Raw genomic sequence first — 20,649 nt, 5'->3', positions numbered from 1 at the left:
GAATCACCCTTTATAAAAAAGTATACACCATAAAAAATGGCAGACAAGCAAGTAACGGAAACCAAAAGTAGTTCTTACGAAAACCCAACTCGCTATTTTCCTGATTCGCCCGCATCCGATCGCCTGACACTGCTGTTCCGGAAAGCGCAATACCGATTAAGAGCAAACCGATCCCAATGTTACGTAAGGTCTCTCGTTCTAAAAGAAAGGATAGTCCGAGAGAAACGATACATGCACACAACAAACTAAACAAATATTTTTTCAAGCGCTCATCTCCTTTATATAGAAAAATAGTAGCACAGCGCATTCATGAACGACTTATTATTCCAATAATCTAATACTCTTTTTTTAAAATTCAGGAAAAAAATGTAATGAACTGCCTAGCTTTCCCAGAAGTTCTTCCCTTTTTTCCACCTCTGACTAAAAGTAAAAAAACAACGGACCAAGTGAGACGATTCTCTCATGCTTGATCCGTTGTTGGGACAACTTTTAGTTATGAATTATGCATTATATGCATCGATAATGATTTGTTTCAATTCGCTGATCAATGGCTCTTTTGGATTCGCTGTTGTACATTGATCTTCGTAAGCTAATTCAGCCATACGATCAACTGTTGTATCTAATGTTTCTTGAGTCACACCTTGTGCTTTCAAGCTCATGTCGATACCGACAGCTTTTCCTAAGTCGCTAACAGCTGTTGCCAATGCGTCCACAAGCTCTGCTGTTGTTTTCCCTTTCAAGCCTAAGAACTTCGCGATATCTGCGTAGTCTGTATCCGCACGGAAGTAGTCATATTTAGGGAACATTGCATGTTTTTGCGGGTCTTTCGCATTGTAGCGGATGATATGCGGTAATAGGATCGCATTCGTACGTCCATGAGGAATACCGTATTCTCCACCGATTTTATGCGCAACTGAGTGACAAATTCCTAAGAAGGCATTTGCAAAGGCCATACCAGCCATTGTTGACGCATTATGCATTTTCTCACGTGATTCCATATCAGGTGTTTTCACTGATTTTTCCAAGTAGTCAAAGACTAATTTGATTGCTTGTAAACTCAAACCACGAGTGTAGTCAGAAGCCATGACAGAAACATAAGATTCGATGGCATGTGTCAATACGTCCATACCTGTATCTGCTGTAACAGAAGCTGGTACTGACATAACAAATTGTGGGTCAACGATTGCCACATCTGGTGTCAATGCGTAGTCAGCTAATGGATATTTCACATGTGTTTCGCTATCTGTGATTACTGCGAATGGTGTTACTTCTGAACCAGTTCCTGATGTTGTTGGGATACATACAAACTGTGTTTTTTCAGGTTTGTCGATTTTGTACGTACGTTTACGGATATCTAGGAATTTTTGTTTTGCGCCAAAGAATGAAGTATCTGGGTGCTCATAGAACATCCACATGCCTTTCGCCGCATCCATTGCAGATCCACCACCAAGAGCGATCACTGTATCTGGTTTGAAGTCCGCCATCATTTTTGTTCCAGCATAAACTGTGTTTGTTGAAGGGTTTGGCTCAACATCTGAGAAGATCTCGATCTTCACATCATTTTTACGACGTGCTAATACTTCTCTTACTGTGTCGCAGTAGCCAAATTGGACCATACCTGGGTCACAAACGATCATGACACGTTCCACATTTTCCATTTTTTCCAAGTAAAGCAAAGAGTTCTTTTCAAAGAAGATTTTTGGTGGTAATTTGAACCATTGCATGTTATTTCTCCGTTTCGCTACAGTTTTGACGTTGATTAAGTTGACTGCTGATACGTTTCTTGAAACAGAATTCTTTCCGTATGACCCACAACCTAGTGTCAATGATGGAATCATTTCGTTATAGATGTTTCCGATTCCGCCTTCTGCTGATGGTGTGTTGACTAAGATACGGCAAGCTTTCATGCGTAGACCGAATTGCACATGTAAATCTTCGTTTTCTGAATGGATGACAGCTGTATGTCCTAATCCACCAAGATTCAACATTCCTTCACATAATTCAAAGGCATGTTCTGTACTGTTTGATTTGACCATTGCTAAAACTGGTGAAAGTTTCTCACGTGAAAGTGGATATTCAGGACCTACGCCTTCTAATTCTGCCACTAATAATTTTGTTCCTTCAGGCACTTTGATACCTGCTAATTTTGCGATATCCATTGCTGAATGTCCAACGATTGCTGGGTTTACAGCATATTTTCCTTCATTCATCACAGCATCTTCTAGTTTTGAAAGTTCTGCTGGTTTAACGAAGTAAACTTGATGCGCTTGGAATTCCGCTTTTACGGCTGCATAGATTTCTTTGTCTACGATGACCGCTTGCTCAGAAGCACAGATCATTCCGTTATCGAATGTTTTAGATACGATCAAGTCATTGACTGCACGTTTTACTTTTGCTGTTTTTTCGATATAAGCAGGAACGTTACCCGGTCCTACACCTAAAGCTGGTTTACCAGTTGAATAAGCTGATTTTACCATGCCTGATCCACCAGTTGCTAATACGATCGCAATTCCTGGGTGGTTCATCAACATAGAAGTCGCGTCGATTGATGGATACTCGATCCATTGGATACAGTTTTCTGGTGCACCTGCCGCGATTGCTGCATCACGAACGACTCTTGCTGCCTCAGCAGAACATTTTTGAGCGCTTGGATGGAAAGCAAAAACGATCGGGTTTCTTGTCTTCAAAGCGATCATTGATTTGAAGATCGTTGTTGAAGTAGGGTTCGTTGTTGGTGTTACCCCACAAACAACACCGACTGGTTCAGCGATTTCAATCAATCCTTTTTGTGTATCTTCATTGATCACTCCGACAGTTTTATCATATTTGATGCTGTTCCAGATATATTCTGAAGCATACATATTTTTGATTGCTTTATCTTCATAGATTCCACGGCCAGTTTCTTCAACCGCCATTTTTGCTAAAGGCATATGCTGATCTAATGCAGCCATTGCCATTTCATGCACAATGTGGTCCACTTTTTCTTGATCAAAATTTTCCATTTCTTTCAACGCAACATTTGCTTTTGTCGCCAAATCGTCGATCATCGCTTGTACATCAACAGTTTTCGTCTCTTCTTTTTCAATTATTTTAGCCATTATGCTCCTCCTACTGAGTCATGGTAATTTGTTAATTATTTCACATACACATCATACAATACTTTCTTTTCGATGTAAATACTTTTTTTGTGATTTTTTTCACAGTTATGTTTTCTTTAAAAAATCAACCATTCAACTCGGCAGAACATCAACTATTCTTTCATTATGAAGTAAGTGAATTTTTTCATAAATTCAAAAAAAAGACTGGTTGCCAGCTTATCTCCACACGAGATAAACATGACGATCAGTCTTTTTTGCTAAAGAATTGCCTAGCTCCTTGAACGTTTAGCCCACGGGTCTAAAACAACTGGTTCCTATAATTCTTTTTCTTCTTTTTTCTCTTCAGGTGTTTCTGGAACTTCAACAGTTTCAGTTACTTCTGGTTCTGTCGGTTCTTCTACTGGTGCGATTGGTGTACTTGTCATCGCGCCTGTCCCTGGTTTTACCGTTTTGATTGCTGCTCGATCGTATTCTAAAAAGATGCCTTCGCAGTCTAAAACAACAGTACGGTTTGTTTCGTCGATTTCTGAGACCACGCCATGAAGTCCGCCGATCGTGACTACTTCATCGCCAGCTTTCATACTATCAAGCAAATTTTGACGTTCTTGTTGTTGTTTCTTTTGTGTACGTGACATAAAGAACCACATCCCTAATAGGGCAACGAACATCACTAACATTGGTAATGAACCCATTTTTTTCACCTCACTAACTAAATATCTACACTAAACACTTTATCAGAAAACCGCACTAGAAACTAGTTTTTTAGCTAAATTTCACGAATCCTACTAGAAGCTTTTCGCGTTTTCTTTATTGAAGCCATACTCTTCAAAAAAGGCAGCACGGAACTCTAACAAATTATCATCCATGATCGCTTGACGTACTTGTTTCATCAAATTCAACAAGAAGTATAGATTATGGTAAGACGTTAGACGAATACCAAATGTTTCGTCACATTTGATCAAGTGGCGGATATAAGCTCTTGTGTAATTCTTACAAGTATAGCAATCACATTTTTCATCGATTGGGCGGAAGTCACGGGCATATTGCGCATTTTTCACGACTAAACGTCCTTGTGAAGTCATACATGTCCCATTTCGAGCGATTCGCGTCGGTAGCACACAGTCGAACATGTCCACTCCGCGGATCACGCCATCAATCAATGAATCCGCAGCACCTACGCCCATCAAGTAGCGTGGTTTGTGATCGGGGATCAATGGTGTTGTAAATTCTAGCACACGATTCATCTCAGCTTTTGGTTCGCCAACAGATAAGCCCCCAATTGAATAGCCAGGGAAATCCATACTGATCAAGTCTTTTGCACTTTGTTTACGAAGATCTTCAAATCCAGCACCTTGGATGATACCGAATAACCCTTGACGATCTGGATTCGCATGGGCTTTCAATCCACGTTCTGCCCAGCGAGAAGTCCGCTCAACTGACTTTTTCACATAATCGTAGCTCTCGTCAAATGGTGGACATTCATCAAAACTCATCATGATATCGGAGCCTAATTTGTTTTGGATATTGATTGCTTTTTCAGGAGATAAGAACATTTTTGATCCGTTTAAGTGGTTTTTAAAGTGAACGCCTTCTTCAACAATATTACGCATATCACTTAATGAGAAGACTTGGAAACCACCAGAGTCCGTCAAAATCGGCTGATCCCAATTCATGAATTTATGCAGACCACCAGCTTCTTCCACCAGATCTTCTCCAGGGCGAAGCCATAAATGATAGGTGTTACTCAAAATGACGCCAGCACCCATTTCTTTTAGTTCTTCAGGAGCCATAGTTTTAACGGTAGCTAATGTACCGACTGGCATAAACATCGGCGTCGGAAATGTCCCATGAGGTGTAATCAATTCACCCAGGCGGGCACCCGTATGTTTTTCTTTTTTTATTAAACGATAACGAATGGCAGGTTCTGTCATTCAATTCCCTACTTTCTTTTATATAATCACGTTTGCAACTCCCACCATCATAATCTTTTCAACTACTTTTTGCAAGAGCTTCTCCTTCTCCACAGATTTTTTTAATCTACTTTTTTTGTAAACCTTTCAATAACGATAGATGTTTCCTACAGCAAAATCTGTTCTTCTTTGATATACTAAGACTATCAAAAAAAAGGAGTGGAAAATATGGTATCTTCTGGTGAATTAAAACAACAGGCAAAAGATAGCTTAAAGGGACGTTGGGGGCAAGCAATTTTATTAAATTTAATTCCATCTTTAATTGCAATTGCACTTGTTATGATTCTTGTTCTTCCAATCGCACTACTTGTCGCAAGTATGCCTGATACAGCTACAATGATGGAGGAAGCGACAAATACAAGTAGTGGTGGCTCTGGAACCGGTCTATTTTCTAGTATCATCACTGCACTATTCATGAGCGGGATCTCTTGGACCTACCTAGACATTTTACGTGGACAACGAACGAAAATCGAACCATTCAAAGATGCGTTTCGCGGTTTCTCAGGAATGTTCTTTGGTGGCGTGATCTTGTTAGCTTTACTAACAACGATCTTTACTTCTTTATGGGCATTGTTACTTGTTATTCCTGGAATCATTAAAAGTTACTCTTACTCACAAAGCTACTTTATCTACTATGATATCGTGACGGAAACTGGCGAAAAACCAAAAGTATTAGATACGATCACTGCTAGTCGAAAATTGATGGATGGCTACAAAGGCAAACTTTTCTGGTTAGACTTGTCATTTATCGGTTGGCATATCTTAGCACTTGCAACATTAGGTATCGGCTATCTATGGTTGAATCCTTACATCAGCGCGACAAAAGCGGCTTTTTATAATCAATTGCCAAAAAATATCTAAGTATACTCCACTAAAAAAGAGGTCGGAAAAAATTCCGCCTCTTTTTTTGTTGGAAAATAAACGCAAAGAACGAATATTATGCGTCCGCTTCTTCTAGCTCATCTGCTTCTGGTAATTGGTGGAATTTGATCAATTCATTAACTGCGATCGGTACGATTGACAAGATCCCTACTAAGAACCAGTGATTCAAACTAATATGAACTAAACCAAATAATTCTTGCGTGAATGGTAATAAAGCAACTGCTGACGTGATTAGAACTGAGAGAATCGCCATTTCCACTAACGATTTATTCGTTGCTAAGTTCACTTTGAAGATCGATTGACTACTACGAACATTAAAGACATGGATGATCGAAGAGTAAGCCAACACTAGAAATGCTACAGTTTGTCCGACTTCTTGACTGGCATCGACCCAAGGGCTGATCGTATCCACGAAGCTTCCTAAGTAGTAACCGAATAAAGTGACTACCGTGAATATTCCTGCATTGATGGCGATTTTCTTCATTAGACCACGCGCGAAGATTCCTTCATTTTTAGGAATTGGTGCTTCATTCATGATGCCTTCTTCTGCTGGTTCTCTACCAAGAGCAAACCCTGGCAAGCCATCCGCTACCACATTAACGAACAATAATTGAACAGCGGTAAATGGAGCGCCCCAACCAACTAACATGGCAATCAATACGATAAAAATCTCAGAAATATTACAGCTCAACAAGAAGTTGATTGCTTTACGGATATTCTGATAAACGGAACGTCCTTGACTAACTGCATCAACGATCGTCGCAAAGTTATCATCAGTCAAAATCATGTCAGAGGCACTTTGCGCCACATCAGTACCGGTGATTCCCATGGCACACCCAACGTCACTTGCTTTCAAAGCTGGCGCATCGTTTACCCCATCACCTGTCATTGCGACCACAGCACCTGTACGTTGCCATGATTTGACGATCCGGATCTTATCTTCCGGAGTTACTCTGGCATAAACAGAAAGATCTTTGACACGTTCGTCTAATTCTTCATCTGATAATGCTCGAAGTTCAGCACCTGAAAGTGCTTCGTTACTATTGGTCAAAATCCCTAATTCTTTCGCAATTGCACTCGCTGTTACCACATGATCCCCAGTGATCATGACAGTTTTGATCCCAGCTTTCTTCGCACGTTTGATCGCCCCTTTACTTTCTGGACGTGGCGGATCGATCATACCGATCAAGCCAATCAAACTCAACTCTTTTTCTAAGGCTTCAGAAGTGATTTCTTGTGGTTTTTCGTCATATGTTCGATAACCTACTGCAATCACACGCAATGCACGTTTCCCAAAGCGGTCATTGACCACTTCAGCTTGCTCAACGTCCCCTGATGTAAATCTTGATGCCAAGACATCAAAAGCGCCTTTTGTAATAGAGATATATTTATCGCCCATTTCATGGACCGTCGTCATCATTTTGCGATCAGAGTCGAATGGGAGTTCATCGATCCTTGGGTATTTTTCTTCTAATTCTTCTTTTGTATGATAGTTTTCCTCGACTGCACGTACGATTGCGGCTTCCGTTGGATTCCCTTTGACGATCAATTCGTCGTCTTCTTTTTCAACGGTCACATCTGTACATAGAGCAGCCATTTTTAAAATTTCCATCGCGCTATTTGTCATCGAATCTTCGACGTCTGTCACTTCATCTTCTTTACTCCAAACACGACGGACACGCATCCGATTTTGTGTTAAAGTACCGGTTTTATCCGAACAGATGACATTCGCAGTACCTAGTGTTTCAACAGCTGGTAACTGACGAATAATGGCATGTTTTTTCGCCATCTTCTGCACACCATAGGCAAGTGTCAACGTAACAATGACAGTTAATGTTTCTGGTACAGCAGCAACAGCTAATGAAATCGAAGTCATGAACATTTCAAGTAATGGTTCACCTTGAAGTTCACCAATCAAAAAGACTAAGGCAGCCGCTGCTAACGCAATCACACTGATTCGTTTTCCTAGTTGGTTCAAGCGAACTTGCAGTGGTGTTTTCTGCATTGTATGGTCATTTAATAATCCGGCGATTTTACCCATTTCAGTCTGCATACCGATTGCTGTAACGATCGCTTTACCACGACCTGCGGCAACGGTACAGCCTTTAAAGACCATGTTTAATTGGTCACCGAGAGAGTCATCTTCTTGACTTATGTAACCTGCGTCTTTTTCGACAGCCTCACTTTCACCGGTTAGAGCTGATTCTTCTACGCGTAATTGTGATGTTTCTACTAAACGAGCATCTGCTGCAATCGCTGATCCTGATTCTAAAATCAGCACATCTCCAACGACTAAATTTTCAGCATCTACTTTTTCTACTTTCCCATCTCTAAGGACCGTAGCGGTTTGTTTATTCATATCTTGGAGAGATTCTAATGCTTTTTCTGCGTTCCCTTCTTGAACGATAGCTAGAACTGAATTGATAATAACGATCGCAATGATCAAGAGTCCTTCGAATAGGTCTCCATGTTCTGTTGCAAATGCGGTGTAAAATGAAATGACTGCGGCAACTAATAAAACAATTGTGGTAAAATCTGAAAGACTTCGTATAAATTTTTTGAAGAGTGATTCTTTGGGGGCTTCTTCGAATTGATTTTTTCCTTGTTGCCGACTTCGTTCCTTTGCTTCACTCATCGACAACCCTTGATCTATATCTACTTTTGTTTCTTCTGCTATTTCTTCTATTGTTTTTTTGTAACTATCCATCCTATACTCCCTTTCTTTTAAAAATGAACGTTATGTTAACGTACGATTTTAGTATAACATCATTTTTTTAATTAATTCAACTATATCGCATATATATATGTAGAGAAAAATTTTAAAATAAAGGACCCTTACCTCTTGCAAGCGCTACCAAAACATGGTATGATTTAACCATAAGGAAGGAGGAAAAAACAAATAGATAGAAGAATTTCTCGATAGAGTAGTATAAGCAAACAAAGTTGTTAGAAGTACAAGTTTCACCTTAAAGAGCATGTGAAGTAACCATTATAAATAGTGAATGCGTATGACTGTTTGAAACGAGAATCGTTCAAAAAAAGAAGTAGTGGGATACGTAACAATTAAATAACATGAACATCTGAAAATTGAATAGGAACAAGAGATGATTCAACTGTTGAAGATGTAAAGAAAACAAGATTTTTTGTTTATCAAGAAGAAATTCAACACCGTACTTTGCATGTTCCATGGAAAGTTACACTAATTCTATTTATTTGTTTCCTTCCGAAGCACAAAAGCCCCGACTAATCGAGAGTCGGGGTCTTTTTTATTTCTTTGAGTTACTTCACAAACATCGCATCGCCAAAACTGAAGAAACGATAACGTTCATCAATGGCATGCTGATAGGCAGAAAGCGTTAGCTCTCTCCCGGCAAACGCACTCACTAACATGACTAAAGTTGATTTTGGTAAGTGGAAGTTCGTAGAAAAGGCTTCAACTACCTTGAACTCATAACCTGGCGTGATAAAGATATCAGTCCAGCCACTATCTGCTTTGATCTCACCATCAAATTTAGTGCCAATCGTTTCTAGTGTACGGATCGAAGTCGTTCCTACTGCCACGATTTTCCCGCCATTTTGACGCACTTGATTCAAGCGCTCAGCTGCCTCTTCGGTCAAACGATAAAACTCACTGTGCATTTGATGTTCTTCAATCTTGTCGACGCTCACTGGACGGAAAGTACCAAGACCGACATGGAGTGTCAAATAGACAAGTTCTACCCCTTTTTCTTTGATTTCGTCTAGTAATTCTGTCGTAAAGTGTAACCCCGCAGTTGGTGCAGCTGCTGAGCCATTTTCTTCCGCATAAACTGTCTGGTAGCGATCTGGATCTTCTAAACGTTCTTTGATATAAGGTGGCAATGGCATTTCACCAAGTGCTTCTAGATTTTCTAAGAAAATCCCCTCATAAGCAAATTCAATGATCCGTCCACCATGATCGAGTTCTTCCTTAACGACTGCTTTTAAGCGACCATCGCCAAAAGTGATCTCAGTCCCTACTTTGGCACGCTTAGCAGGTTTGATCAACGTCTCCCACGTATCGCCTTCCGTATTGGTCAAAAGCAACACTTCTAAATGCGCGCCAGTTTCTACTTTTTCTCCATATAAACGAGCCGGTAATACGCGAGTATTGTTCATCACTAGCGCATCGCCAGGATTTAGTTCGTCAATGATCTCATGGAAATGTTTATCCGCCAGCTCACCTGTTTGGCGATCCACTACAAGTAAACGGGAATGGTCACGGTCTTTCAATGGTGTTTGGGCAATCAATTCTTCGGGTAATTCAAAATCGAAATCTTCTGTTGTTAACATATCGTCACTCACTTTCTCTATTTCGCTCTTTCATTTTACCATTTTATGCTGACAATGCCAAAAAGCAAAAATAGTCTTAATCCATTCTTTTATAATAAATTACGTTATCTTTTCAGATATATTTTATCTACAGAATCAAAAATACCTTATTAATTTAGTTATTTGCCTAATAAATAAATCATCAAATTTGTGTTCCTTAGTTATTTTAGGCATACTAATATAAGAACATTCTTTATGTAAAAAGAAAAGAAGAGGTGCAGTATGATTGAATTTCAGAATGTATCAAAAATTTATAAAGGTGGAAAAATCGCAGTTGAGGACGTCAACCTTTCTTTTGAAAAAGGTGAATTCATCTGTTTCATCGGTACGAGTGGTAGCGGAAAAACAACGACGATGCGTATGCTTAACCGCATGACTGATCCGACTGAAGGTCAAATTTTGATTGATGGCAAGTCGATCCAAGAAATCAACCCCGTTGAACTCCGCCGACAAATCGGCTATGTGATTCAAAGCATCGGCTTGATGCCCCACATGACGATTCGAGAAAATATCACGCTTGTCCAAAAGCTATTGAAGGTCAGCCAAGAAGAACGCAACAAAACAGCCGAAAAAATGATTGATCTTGTTGAGCTTCCACGTGAGATGCTTGATCGGTACCCTCATGAGTTATCTGGTGGTCAACAGCAACGTATCGGTGTCGTCCGTGCGTTAGCAGCGAATCAAGACATTATCTTGATGGATGAACCTTTTGGCGCGTTAGACCCTATTACAAGAGATTCTTTACAAGACTTAGTCAAAGACTTGCAGGAACGTTTAGGGAAAACAATCGTCTTCGTCACACATGATATGGACGAAGCAATCAAACTAGCCAGTCGCATCGCCATCATGAGTGAAGGTCGAGTGATTCAATTTGATACGCCACAAAATATTTTACGTCATCCTGCCAATGAATTTGTCGAGGAATTGATTGGTGAAGATCGTTTGCTTCAAGCGAAACCAGATACGACAAAAGTGGGCGAAGTCATGTTGAACCAAGCCATTACGATCACTCCCGAAAAATCATTGCAAGAAGCGATCAAGCTCATGCGTGAAAAACGTGTCGACACCCTTTTAGTAACTGATAATTCAAATACTTTAAAAGGATTTATCGATGTTGAAACGATTGATAAAAAACGTGGGAAAGTTTCGAGTGTTGGCGATATTTTGAATAAAGATGTTTTCTATGTAAAACAATCTGCTTACTTGCGTGATACGCTCCAACGAATCTTAAAACGTGGTCTGAAATATGTACCAGTAGTCGATGAACAAAATAAAGTCGTCGGTATTTTAACTCGAGCATCGCTTGTAGACATCGTCTATGACGTGATCTGGGGTGAAGAACCATCTATCACAGATGCAATTGGTACGCCGCCCGAAACAAAGGAGGTCTGACCAATGGCCGAATTTTTCCAACAACATGGCGCGGAGATCGTCTCAAAAAGTCTTGAACATCTCTATATTTCAGCAATTGCTTTGATCATTGGGATTGCCGTTGCTGTTCCCTTAGGTGTTCTTTTGACGCGTTTTCCTAAAATCGCAACAATCGTCATTGGTTTGACCAGTGCGTTGCAAACAGTCCCCTCTCTTGCACTATTGGCACTTATGATTCCTTTATTTGGCGTCGGAAAAGTCCCTGCAATCATTGCCCTATTCATTTATTCTCTTTTACCCATTTTAAGAAATACGTATATCGGGATGAAGAACGTGGATTGGAATTACCGCGATGTCGCAAAAGGCATGGGCATGACGAATGTTCAATCGATTTTTTCTGTTGAGTTGCCGATCGCTATGCCGACGATCATGGCAGGCATCCGTTTAGCTGCTGTCTATGTCATCGCCTGGGCAACACTTGCCTCTTATATCGGTGCAGGTGGTTTAGGTGACTTGATTTTTAGTGGCTTGAATAATTATCAGCCCGATTTGATTTTTGCTGGAACGATCCCTGTAACGATTTTGGCTTTGCTTGCGGATTTCCTACTAGGTTTCTTAGAAAATCGGTTAACTCCGATCGCATTGAGAGAGGAGAATGACGAATGAAACGCATCAGAAATAGTCTCATACTCGTAATGACCGTCCTGCTACTGGCAAGTTGTTCCTTCCCAGGATTAGCCAGTAATACGGATGAAGATACGATTTCTATCACTGGCGGGATCACTTCTGAAGCTCAGATCCTCGGAAGTATCGTTGCTGGGATGATCGAACACTATACGGAAAAAAATACGACGATCATCAATAACTTAGCAACGACAACGATCAATCACCAAGCGATGATCAATGGCGATGCTTCGATTTCTGCCGCGCGCTATACAGGGACAGATTTGACGACTACCCTTAATCTGCCACCTGAAAAAGATCCCGCAAAAGCGTTTGATATCGTGAAACGTGAATTTGAAGAACGATACAACCAAACATGGTTCCCTTCTTATGGTTTTGAGAATACGTATGTTTTTCTTGTCCGTAAAGATACGGCGGAAAAATACAATCTAAAAAAAGTCAGTGACTTGAAGAATGTCGCCGACGAACTTGTTGCCGGTGTCGATACTTCATGGATCAATCGTAAAGGAGATGGCTATGACGGCTTCCAAGAAACGTATGGCTTTTCATTTGACTCCATCTTACCAATGCAGATTGGTTTGGTCTATGATGCTGTAGAAGCTGGGCGAATGGATATCGTTTTAGGGTATTCAACAGACGGTCGTATCGCTAGTTATGATCTCGTCATGCTAGAAGATGATTTGAGCTTCTTTCCACCTTATGATGCTGCACCGGTTGTAGACAATCAACTTTTGAAAGACACACCAGGTTTAGAAGAAGCACTCTCAAGGTTAGGCAACACGATCAGCACAGAAAAAATGCAACAATTGAACTATGAAGCAGATAATAATTTGGTTGAGCCTTCTGTCGTCGCAGAGCGCTTTTTAAAAGAAAACCATTATTTTGGAGGGGAGTGATGACGATGGAAAACATGAATTGGTTCCAACAATTTATCTATTATTTTCAAGAGAATGGCACGTACGTCTTTTCGCAATTTCTCCGTCACTTTCTCATTTCGATCTACGGTGTACTTTTTGCGGCAATCGTCGGCATTCCCATCGGTATTCTTATTTCGAGAAAACGGAAATTAGCTAACTGGGTGATTCGCTTTGCCAATATAATTCAAACGATTCCTTCATTAGCCATGATCTCGATCTTGATGATCGGGTTAGGTTTAGGAGTAAATGTCGTGATCGTTACAGTTTTCTTGTATTCGCTACTACCGATCATCAAGAACACGTACACAGGGATGATCCAAGTCGACAAAAATATCCTTGATGTCGGCAAAGGGATGGGGATGACTGCCAGTCAACGACTCTTTATGGTCGAACTACCACTTTCTGTTTCTGTTATTATGGCAGGTATTCGAAATGCTTTAGTAGTTGCTATCGGGATCACAGCCATCGGTGCATTTGTCGGTGCAGGCGGTTTAGGCGATATCATCATTCGTGGAACGAATGCCACAGATGGTACTTCCATCATCTTAGCTGGCGCCTTGCCAACAGCCTTTATGGCCATTATCACCGACTGGGTCTTAGGGATCATCGAACGCCGTTTAGACCCCGCGGCAAAGCATTCAAGATGATAAACATAGAGAATGCATAATTGAACCCAATAGATTTCTATCTTTAAACAATTGAAAACACCGCCAGTTCAAGAAATAAACGCTTGATTTGGTGGTGTTTTTTTACTGAAATTCAGATTGATAATCATTGACTAAATCTTCTGGTATGTAAAGTTCTATATAAACTATAAATAAATGAGTTGCTACTTACTCTGACAATAATGATAAAAAATCAAACACCATATCAATGATTTGTGCCACTTCACCTAACTCAGCGAGAGTGGCTTTCTCTACAAAGCGTACATTTCTCTGCTTTTCCATAAAATCAAATGTTTTGATTTGAAAAGGATTGATATATCCTTGTAGTTTATGACTCTTATCTAATGCAATATAGTTTTTATATTTCGTATTAGCAAATGGACAAACCGCACACATCCCTGTTACTGCATTATAATGGTTCGCACTGACAACAATTGCAGGTTTTCTTTTTTTAATCTCTCTATCCATACTAGGATTGAAATTAATAATCACGAAATCTCCTTGTTTAGGCGTATAGCCATTAATATTATATACCATTAAATAATTTCCTTTCCTACAAGTGAATCCTCAGGAAATCTAGCACTTGCATCAATTGTTTCATCATTTTCAAATGCTTCATCAAAAATATTTTTTTCTTTTTTATAAACGTGATTGTATCGTCTTCCCCCTTAACAGCAATGTACTCAACATTCTCTTCTATACCAAATTTAGTAGGCACAGTCAAAACAATCGCATTCCCTTGTTTCCTAGTCTTCATAATTTTCGCCTCCTATCTATTATCATCATACTATAAACAAAAAATAAATATAACATGAATACATTTGCGGTTAAATTGAACCCCCACTCCAATATCACATAACCATAAAAGACCTTAGAACACCAAAATACTGTTCTAAGGTCAAAGAATTGTCTCTATATCACATGTGCTTATTTTTTCAGATGATAACTATACGTACTTACAACGATATTCTCACGCCAAGAAAGACGTAAACGTAATCTTAGACTCGTCTGATTATGCAAGATGTTCTGCCATCTGCGATTTGGTACAAATTGTGGAATCAACACTGTCGTCGTGTAATTTTGTTTCGCCGCATTTTTGCTGACTAGATCAACATAGCGCAAAATCGGGTTTTGGATCGAACGATAAGACGAATGGACGATTGAAAGACGAACGTCTGGAAAATGCTTTTTGAATTCTGCTTGGATTTCTTTTTCCTTTTCGATATCCTCATCTAACGATACGTGCATGGCAACGACATAATCACCGATTGAACGTGCATAATTCAATGCCCCCGTATTTACACGTGTAACATTTCCTACAAGCACCAAGACTGTATTCCCTTCATATTCATGCAAATTCACTTCATCTTCTAAACGGAGCTGTTCCGCTACTTTTTGGTAATGATCATGGATTTTATAGAACACGAACATGACGATCGGCATGATGATGAAGAATGGCCAAATATCTCCTAAGCGGTAAACAAATAAAATTGCGATGATAGCATAAGAGATGAATGCTCCAGTAATATTCGCAATGGATTTCGTCAACCACTTTTTGCCCTCTTTCTTCCATTTGATGACCATTCCTGTTTGCGATAACGCAAAAGGAATAAAGACACCGATCGAATACAATGGAATCAATCGTTCCGTAGAACCATTAAAAATAAACAAGAGCACGATAGAACCTAACGCAAGGGTGATGATCCCGTTCGAATAGCCTAAACGGTCTCCACGATCTTGGTACATATGAGGCATAAATTTATCTTTTGCTAGATTATACGCTAAAACTGGAAAAGCAGAGAAACCTGTATTTGCTGCAACCGCCAAAATCAAGGCTGTCGCAAATTGCAAGATATAATACAAGATTCCATGCCCAAACACAGCTTGACCGATTTGAGAAAGAACAGTCACTTCTTTTTCAGGAACGATCCCATACCAATAGTTGATAAACGTGATCCCTACAAAAAAGAAGCCTAAGATCAATGCCATCATCGTCAAAGTCATTGCTGCATTTTTCGCACGTGGCTTCTTGAAGAACGGCACTGCATTACTGATTGCTTCTACGCCAGTCAATGAAGAAGAACCAGAAGAAAATGCTCGTAAAATCAAGGCTACCGATACTCCAGGAACAACTGCGCCTGGAAGAGCTGTCGCTTGTAACGGTACAGCACCAGTCACGATATTGAATAAACCAACAACGATCAATAAGGAGATGACGAGAATAAATGTATAGACTGGAAACAGCAAGAATGAAGCTGATTCTCTCAGTCCACGTAAGTTCAACATCATCAACAAGAGGACGATAGTCACCGAAATCGCTACTTGATGCCCATATAGAGCAGGAATAGCCGAAGTAATCGCCTCTGCACCGGCTGACACGGAAACCGCAACAGTCAGCATATAATCGATCAATAAGGACCCGCCTGAAATCAACCCCGCATTTTTACCGAGGTTCTCACTACTAACAACGTAAGCCCCACCACCGTGTGGATAAGCGTGAATGATCTGCCGATAAGAAAGTGTTAATGAAATCAATAGAATAATGACAAACGCAGCAATCGGCAATGAATACCAGATCGCAGCAGCAGATAACGCAACGAGTACCACAACGATTTGTTCTGTTCCGTATGCAATTGATGACAACGCATCGGAAGATAATAATGCTAACGCGGCAAACCTTGTTAATTTATGGTCATCGTTTTCGGCCGATTTCAATGGCTTACCTACTAACAACCTTTTTAAGTAATCCAATTTCTATGCTCCTTTACACACCTTTTCCCCTTTGAATTACAGGTGTCTTTTTTTATAGTAAACAAGATGTTATAGTACGCCCTTGACCTTTAAATGTCAACAAAATTCGGAAAAAATATCGATAGAAAATAACCAATTTTTTTTAATTCATTTTTCAATCGTTTCCCATCAATCAATCACTTGTTGGCTCTTGTATAGAGGAAAGACGAGCTTAGGAAAATAACGTTATCCTAAACCCGTCTTTGCTTTAAATCAAGCCATAAAAATCTTTATGCGTAACTAATTTAGTGTTGCAGTTTTTTCTAATGGAAAATCCGACTTTCATGCGCAGCTTCTTTGAATTTCTTCATTTTTTCACTGACAAATGGATAGGATGCTGTTCCAACGATCCCTACCACGATAAAGATGCCCACTAAAATCAAAATCGCATGTGTCGCATTTGGCCAATAGATCCCACCAGCCGATTCACGCAATAGATTGACTGCATGAGTAAATGGTAAGAATGGATTGATCATTTGGAAGAATTTTCCTGACACTTGGATTGGATAGTTTCCGCCACCACCAGAGATCGATAGGACAAGTATGATGATCGCTATCCCTTTTCCGACATTATCAAACAGTGCTGCTAACACGTATACGATCATCATAAATGACAAAGCGATCAACACCGCAAACAGTACGCTATAGACTGGGTTGACGACGTACACACCAAGTAAGAACATATTCCCTAAAGTAACGATCAAGCTTTGGGCAATTGCCATAGTCAAGAAAGTCAACATGCGCGCGCCGAACTGTTCACGTTTTGTATAGTTTTTGCGTGCTTTTTTATCTAAATAATAATCCGTCGTAGCAACACTTGAGAGCAAGACCGCGCCTACCCACAAACATAAAGCAGTATAGAACGGTGTACTTGCAGATCCGTTATTCGGGATTGGATACAATGAATTTGTCTGCAATTCTACAGGCATCGTAAAGAAATCACTCTCTTTTGTCGCATCTAATTTCAAGAGCTTGATGACTTCCCCAAGATCGACTTCTTCTTCCCCTTTACGGATCGCATCAGCTGCTTTTTGGATGCCAGCTTTGATGTTCGGCCAGTCATTCGTGATCAAGTCTGCCGCTGCATTCACTGCTGTTTCAACTTCCGGCATTTTATCGTTGACTGTGGTCATCGTACTATTGATTTCATTTTTGATCGTTGGCCAATCATTCTGGATAAAATCAGCAGCTAAACCAAGTTTTTCTTGTAATACAGGTAAGTCATTATTGTATAGGTCGGCTCCTTTATTGATGCCATTCACGATCGTTTCCATATTGTCATTTAACATGGTATTCGCATCATGGATCTCTTGACCGATCGCAGGCATTTCTTGTTGATATTTCTCTAATATCTCTACCGCATTGGTCACTGTCTCTTTCGTTGAGCTTAATAGCGAATCAAAGTCGATTTGGTCCGCTTTACTCAATGCCCCTTGCGCGGTACTGATCGTATCGATCACTTGTGTCAAGATCGATTGAACGGTTGTGCTGACTTCGTCAACATTGATACTATTGATCAAGCCGTTGACAGAATTAGCAGCATCTCTAATTTCTTGTAAAAGTTTCGTAACTTGAGAAACATCCCCAGCCTGAACAGCTTCATTTAATCGTGTTAAACGATTTTGCAAATCAGTTAATGCTGGTTTTACACTCTTCAACGTATCAATAATCGGTTGTAGTTTTGTATTTCCAGCGTTCGCTTGTAGATCTTCCAAAAATGAAATCAACTTATCCGTTGCTTGTTGTTGTGCTGTAATACCATTGATAAAATTAGTTAACAAGTTATTGATATTTGCTTTTTCTTCATCTGTTAGTTGTCCATCTTCTACAGCTGTTTCGATCGTTTGCGCTAATGAACTAGTCGTCGTTGCTACTTGCCCAATCGCGTCTAACGTTGTCTTCACGCTTGTCGTGATTCCTGGGACTGCTTCTTTGAGTTGTTCTGCACCCGATTTCGTATCAGCTGCTAGATTCTGCGCTTGCGATTCTAAATTTTTCACATCAGGTAAGATGTCTTGGACTTGTTGGATGATCGTCAATCCTTGTTTTGCTTCCTCGATTCCTTGATTCATCGTTTCTTCGATCGATGCAAAATCATTATCGATTTCAGCGATTTGTCGTCCCGCATTTTGGATCTCTGGGATTTTTTCTTGCAAATCAAGGATCAATTTCGCTTGTTCTTTTAATTCCGGCATTTTATCGTTCAACTCAACGACTTTTTGTCCCATTTCATCCACCTGTGGTAAATATGCGACAAATTCATCTGCCTTCTCTAGCTTATTTTTAATATCAGGTAACTGTTTTTGTAGATCAAGTACTTGTTGCGTATAACCATCGATCGTATCCAAGTTTTCATCTGTCGATAAAATCATTGATTTTACTTTATTGATACTTACGAGGTTAGAGTCAATGTCATAGCCAATCTCATTGAATACTTTTAGTAGCGTTTCACTCGCTGTCTTAATAAATTCACTTGAGATTTGTGACTGGATCGTCGTTGCCCCTTTATCAGTGATTTTTGGCGCAATCGCATTGATTTTTTGATTGACTGTATATTCGACTTTTGGTTTTTGGATATCCCCACTCGTGAAGCTTAGTAAGTCCTCCGAAAAATTCTCTGGCAAATAGATACCAGCATAATATTCTCCTGAGCGCACGCCGTCTTCCAATTCTTTCTTCGAGTCAACGAATTGCCAGCCAAGGTCTTTATTTTCGTGAAGCGACTTCAGCACTTCTTTTCCGATAGCTACTTCTTCCCCTTGAAATTCAGCAGGTTTATCTGCACTATATACCGCAATCGGCAGTTCTCCAGTATTTCCATATGGATCCCATAATGCTTTGATATTGAACCAAGCATACAAGGAAGGAATAATCATGATTGCGATGATCAAAAGCGTCGCAACAGGATTTTTAAAAATTCGTTTCCAATCAAGTACATATAAGTTTATTGTATTTTTTATTGATTTCATATTCATCACCTTTTTTTGTTCCAGCTGCATCACTTTATCATGAAAACCATACGATTTTCAATCCTATTTTCAGCTTGGTAACTAATTTTTTGACAGTTAAATCAAACTGTCCGAATATTGTTATCTCTCGCTTAATAAATACTTAAACTCCCCTTATTGATTATCAAGTTTCGTCGTCCTTGCATAAAATTTTTTGCCTATACGTGAGCAAACTTAATTGTTATAAAAAGCTTACCATAGTTTCCAATTTTTTTGTCTAAATTGGTTACCTATAAACATAGATTCTTCCCTTCTATAGATAACTTCAGTTATTTAAAAGGCGAAATCATTCTGTGAAACTGATAATTTGGCAAAAAGAATCACGCACGCAAAAAGAGGCACAACAGCCAGCATAAATCGCTAAGATGATCTTTGCCGTTGAAGTTCCTCTTGTTTGTTTTTCTAAGGATTATGACATTCGCTGTCTTACGCCCTCTAAAGCAGGATAAATGGTGTTCCAAAAGTAATACCTCAGTCATAACCTCATGATTGACTAAACACACGGTGCTATTTTATATGTATGAACGTGCTGTTTTTGTCTTTTATTTTGAAACTGGGACAAGTGCTTCGATTCCAATACTGATTTTCAATGCACGATCCACGTCTAACATGATCGATCGTTCTAAATGACAGACCTTTTCTTTTAATCTGGATTTATCGATCGTTCTGATTTGTTCAAGTAAAATGACTGAGTCTCTTTCAATTCCGGTTCCGGTCGCTTTGATTCCTATATGTGTGGGCAATTTAGGTTTCGCCATTTTCGCAGTGATTGCTGCCACGATGACCGTTGGACTGAAATGATTCCCTAAGTTGTTCTGAATCACTAAGACTGGTCTTGTCCCACCTTGTTCTGATCCTACCACCGGAGAAAGATCAGCAAAATAAATATCTCCTCTTTTTACCATACGCCTCTC

The 20,649-nt window shown here is 39.8% G+C and carries 15 protein-coding genes and 1 pseudogene; 5 read left to right on the top strand and 11 right to left on the bottom strand.

All coding sequences use genetic code 11. The features are described 5' to 3' along the window. Positions 1-10: 10 nt before the first annotated feature. The 4 genes from JZO83_RS02320 to tgt all read right to left on the bottom strand — a co-directional run bounded on the left by JZO83_RS02320 (position 11) and on the right by tgt (position 5,029). Entirely contained in the window at positions 11-265 is a 255-nt protein-coding gene (locus tag JZO83_RS02320) for a hypothetical protein (RefSeq protein ID WP_207114894.1), read from the bottom strand. 235 nt (positions 266-500) lie between these two features. After that, entirely contained in the window at positions 501-3,098 is a 2,598-nt protein-coding gene (gene adhE / locus JZO83_RS02315) for a bifunctional acetaldehyde-CoA/alcohol dehydrogenase (RefSeq protein WP_207114893.1), read from the bottom strand. Between the two features lie 314 nt (positions 3,099-3,412). Continuing rightward, positions 3,413-3,790 carry a preprotein translocase subunit YajC gene (gene yajC, locus JZO83_RS02310; protein ID WP_206854351.1) on the bottom strand — a complete coding sequence of 126 codons (378 nt, stop codon included), beginning with the start codon at positions 3,788-3,790 and terminating at the stop codon, positions 3,413-3,415. A gap of 93 nt (positions 3,791-3,883) precedes the next feature. Then, entirely contained in the window at positions 3,884-5,029 is a 1,146-nt protein-coding gene (gene tgt, locus JZO83_RS02305; protein WP_206854354.1) for a tRNA guanosine(34) transglycosylase Tgt, read from the bottom strand. Positions 5,030-5,236: 207 nt separating this feature from the next. Between tgt and JZO83_RS02300 the strand changes: the two genes are divergently transcribed. Continuing rightward, positions 5,237-5,929, top strand: coding sequence for a DUF975 family protein (locus JZO83_RS02300; RefSeq protein ID WP_206854357.1), 693 nt, complete (start codon positions 5,237-5,239; stop codon positions 5,927-5,929). Between the two features lie 76 nt (positions 5,930-6,005). On the opposite strand, the gene JZO83_RS02295 is transcribed toward JZO83_RS02300, so the two are convergent. After that, entirely contained in the window at positions 6,006-8,657 is a 2,652-nt protein-coding gene (locus JZO83_RS02295; RefSeq protein WP_207114892.1) for a calcium-translocating P-type ATPase, PMCA-type, read from the bottom strand. 572 nt (positions 8,658-9,229) lie between these two features. Further along, positions 9,230-10,261 carry a tRNA preQ1(34) S-adenosylmethionine ribosyltransferase-isomerase QueA gene (queA, locus tag JZO83_RS02290; RefSeq protein WP_207114891.1) on the bottom strand — a complete coding sequence of 344 codons (1,032 nt, stop codon included), beginning with the start codon at positions 10,259-10,261 and terminating at the stop codon, positions 9,230-9,232. A gap of 261 nt (positions 10,262-10,522) precedes the next feature. Here queA and JZO83_RS02285 point away from each other — a divergent pair, with 261 nt between their 5' ends. Genes JZO83_RS02285 through JZO83_RS02270 form a run of 4 tightly spaced genes read left to right on the top strand, consistent with a single transcriptional unit; the run spans position 10,523 to position 13,919 of the window. Next, on the top strand, positions 10,523-11,692 hold the full coding sequence (locus JZO83_RS02285; protein ID WP_206854366.1) for a betaine/proline/choline family ABC transporter ATP-binding protein: 1,170 nt from the start codon (positions 10,523-10,525) through the stop codon (positions 11,690-11,692). Positions 11,693-11,695: 3 nt separating this feature from the next. Further along, a complete protein-coding gene (locus JZO83_RS02280; RefSeq protein ID WP_206854368.1) occupies positions 11,696-12,337 on the top strand; it encodes an ABC transporter permease in 642 nt (213 codons plus the stop codon). Next, entirely contained in the window at positions 12,334-13,251 is a 918-nt protein-coding gene (locus JZO83_RS02275) for an osmoprotectant ABC transporter substrate-binding protein (RefSeq protein ID WP_206854370.1), read from the top strand. The genes JZO83_RS02280 and JZO83_RS02275 overlap by 4 nt, the downstream gene beginning before the upstream one ends. Then, positions 13,248-13,919, top strand: a complete 672-nt coding sequence (locus JZO83_RS02270; protein ID WP_206854372.1) for an ABC transporter permease — start codon at positions 13,248-13,250, stop codon at positions 13,917-13,919. Before JZO83_RS02275 ends, JZO83_RS02270 begins: the two co-directional genes overlap by 4 nt. A 186-nt stretch (positions 13,920-14,105) precedes the next feature. Here JZO83_RS02270 and JZO83_RS02265 read toward each other — a convergent pair whose 3' ends face one another. The 5 genes and pseudogenes from JZO83_RS02265 to JZO83_RS02245 form a co-directional block, all read right to left on the bottom strand. Beyond that, positions 14,106-14,474, bottom strand: a complete 369-nt coding sequence (locus JZO83_RS02265; protein ID WP_207114890.1) for a type II toxin-antitoxin system PemK/MazF family toxin — start codon at positions 14,472-14,474, stop codon at positions 14,106-14,108. Further along, positions 14,474-14,694: pseudogene (locus tag JZO83_RS02260) on the bottom strand (AbrB family transcriptional regulator). The gene JZO83_RS02265 and the pseudogene JZO83_RS02260 overlap by 1 nt, the downstream one beginning before the upstream one ends. Before the next feature lie 170 nt (positions 14,695-14,864). Further along, positions 14,865-16,688, bottom strand: coding sequence for an APC family permease (locus JZO83_RS02255; protein WP_206854374.1), 1,824 nt, complete (start codon positions 16,686-16,688; stop codon positions 14,865-14,867). Between the two features lie 302 nt (positions 16,689-16,990). After that, entirely contained in the window at positions 16,991-19,696 is a 2,706-nt protein-coding gene (locus JZO83_RS02250) for a YhgE/Pip domain-containing protein (RefSeq protein WP_207114889.1), read from the bottom strand. Between the two features lie 581 nt (positions 19,697-20,277). Next, positions 20,278-20,640: a type II toxin-antitoxin system PemK/MazF family toxin gene (locus JZO83_RS02245; RefSeq protein ID WP_206854376.1), complete on the bottom strand. Its 363-nt coding sequence runs from the start codon at positions 20,638-20,640 to the stop codon at positions 20,278-20,280. Between the last annotated feature and the right edge of the window lie 9 nt (positions 20,641-20,649).

The organism is Enterococcus sp. DIV1298c (assembly GCF_017316315.1).
In the GTDB taxonomy this organism is placed as follows: Bacteria; Bacillota; Bacilli; order Lactobacillales; family Enterococcaceae; genus Enterococcus_B; species Enterococcus_B mangumiae.
Note: the sequence above shows the minus strand (reverse complement) of the source record. Positions and strands in the feature narration are given on the sequence as shown.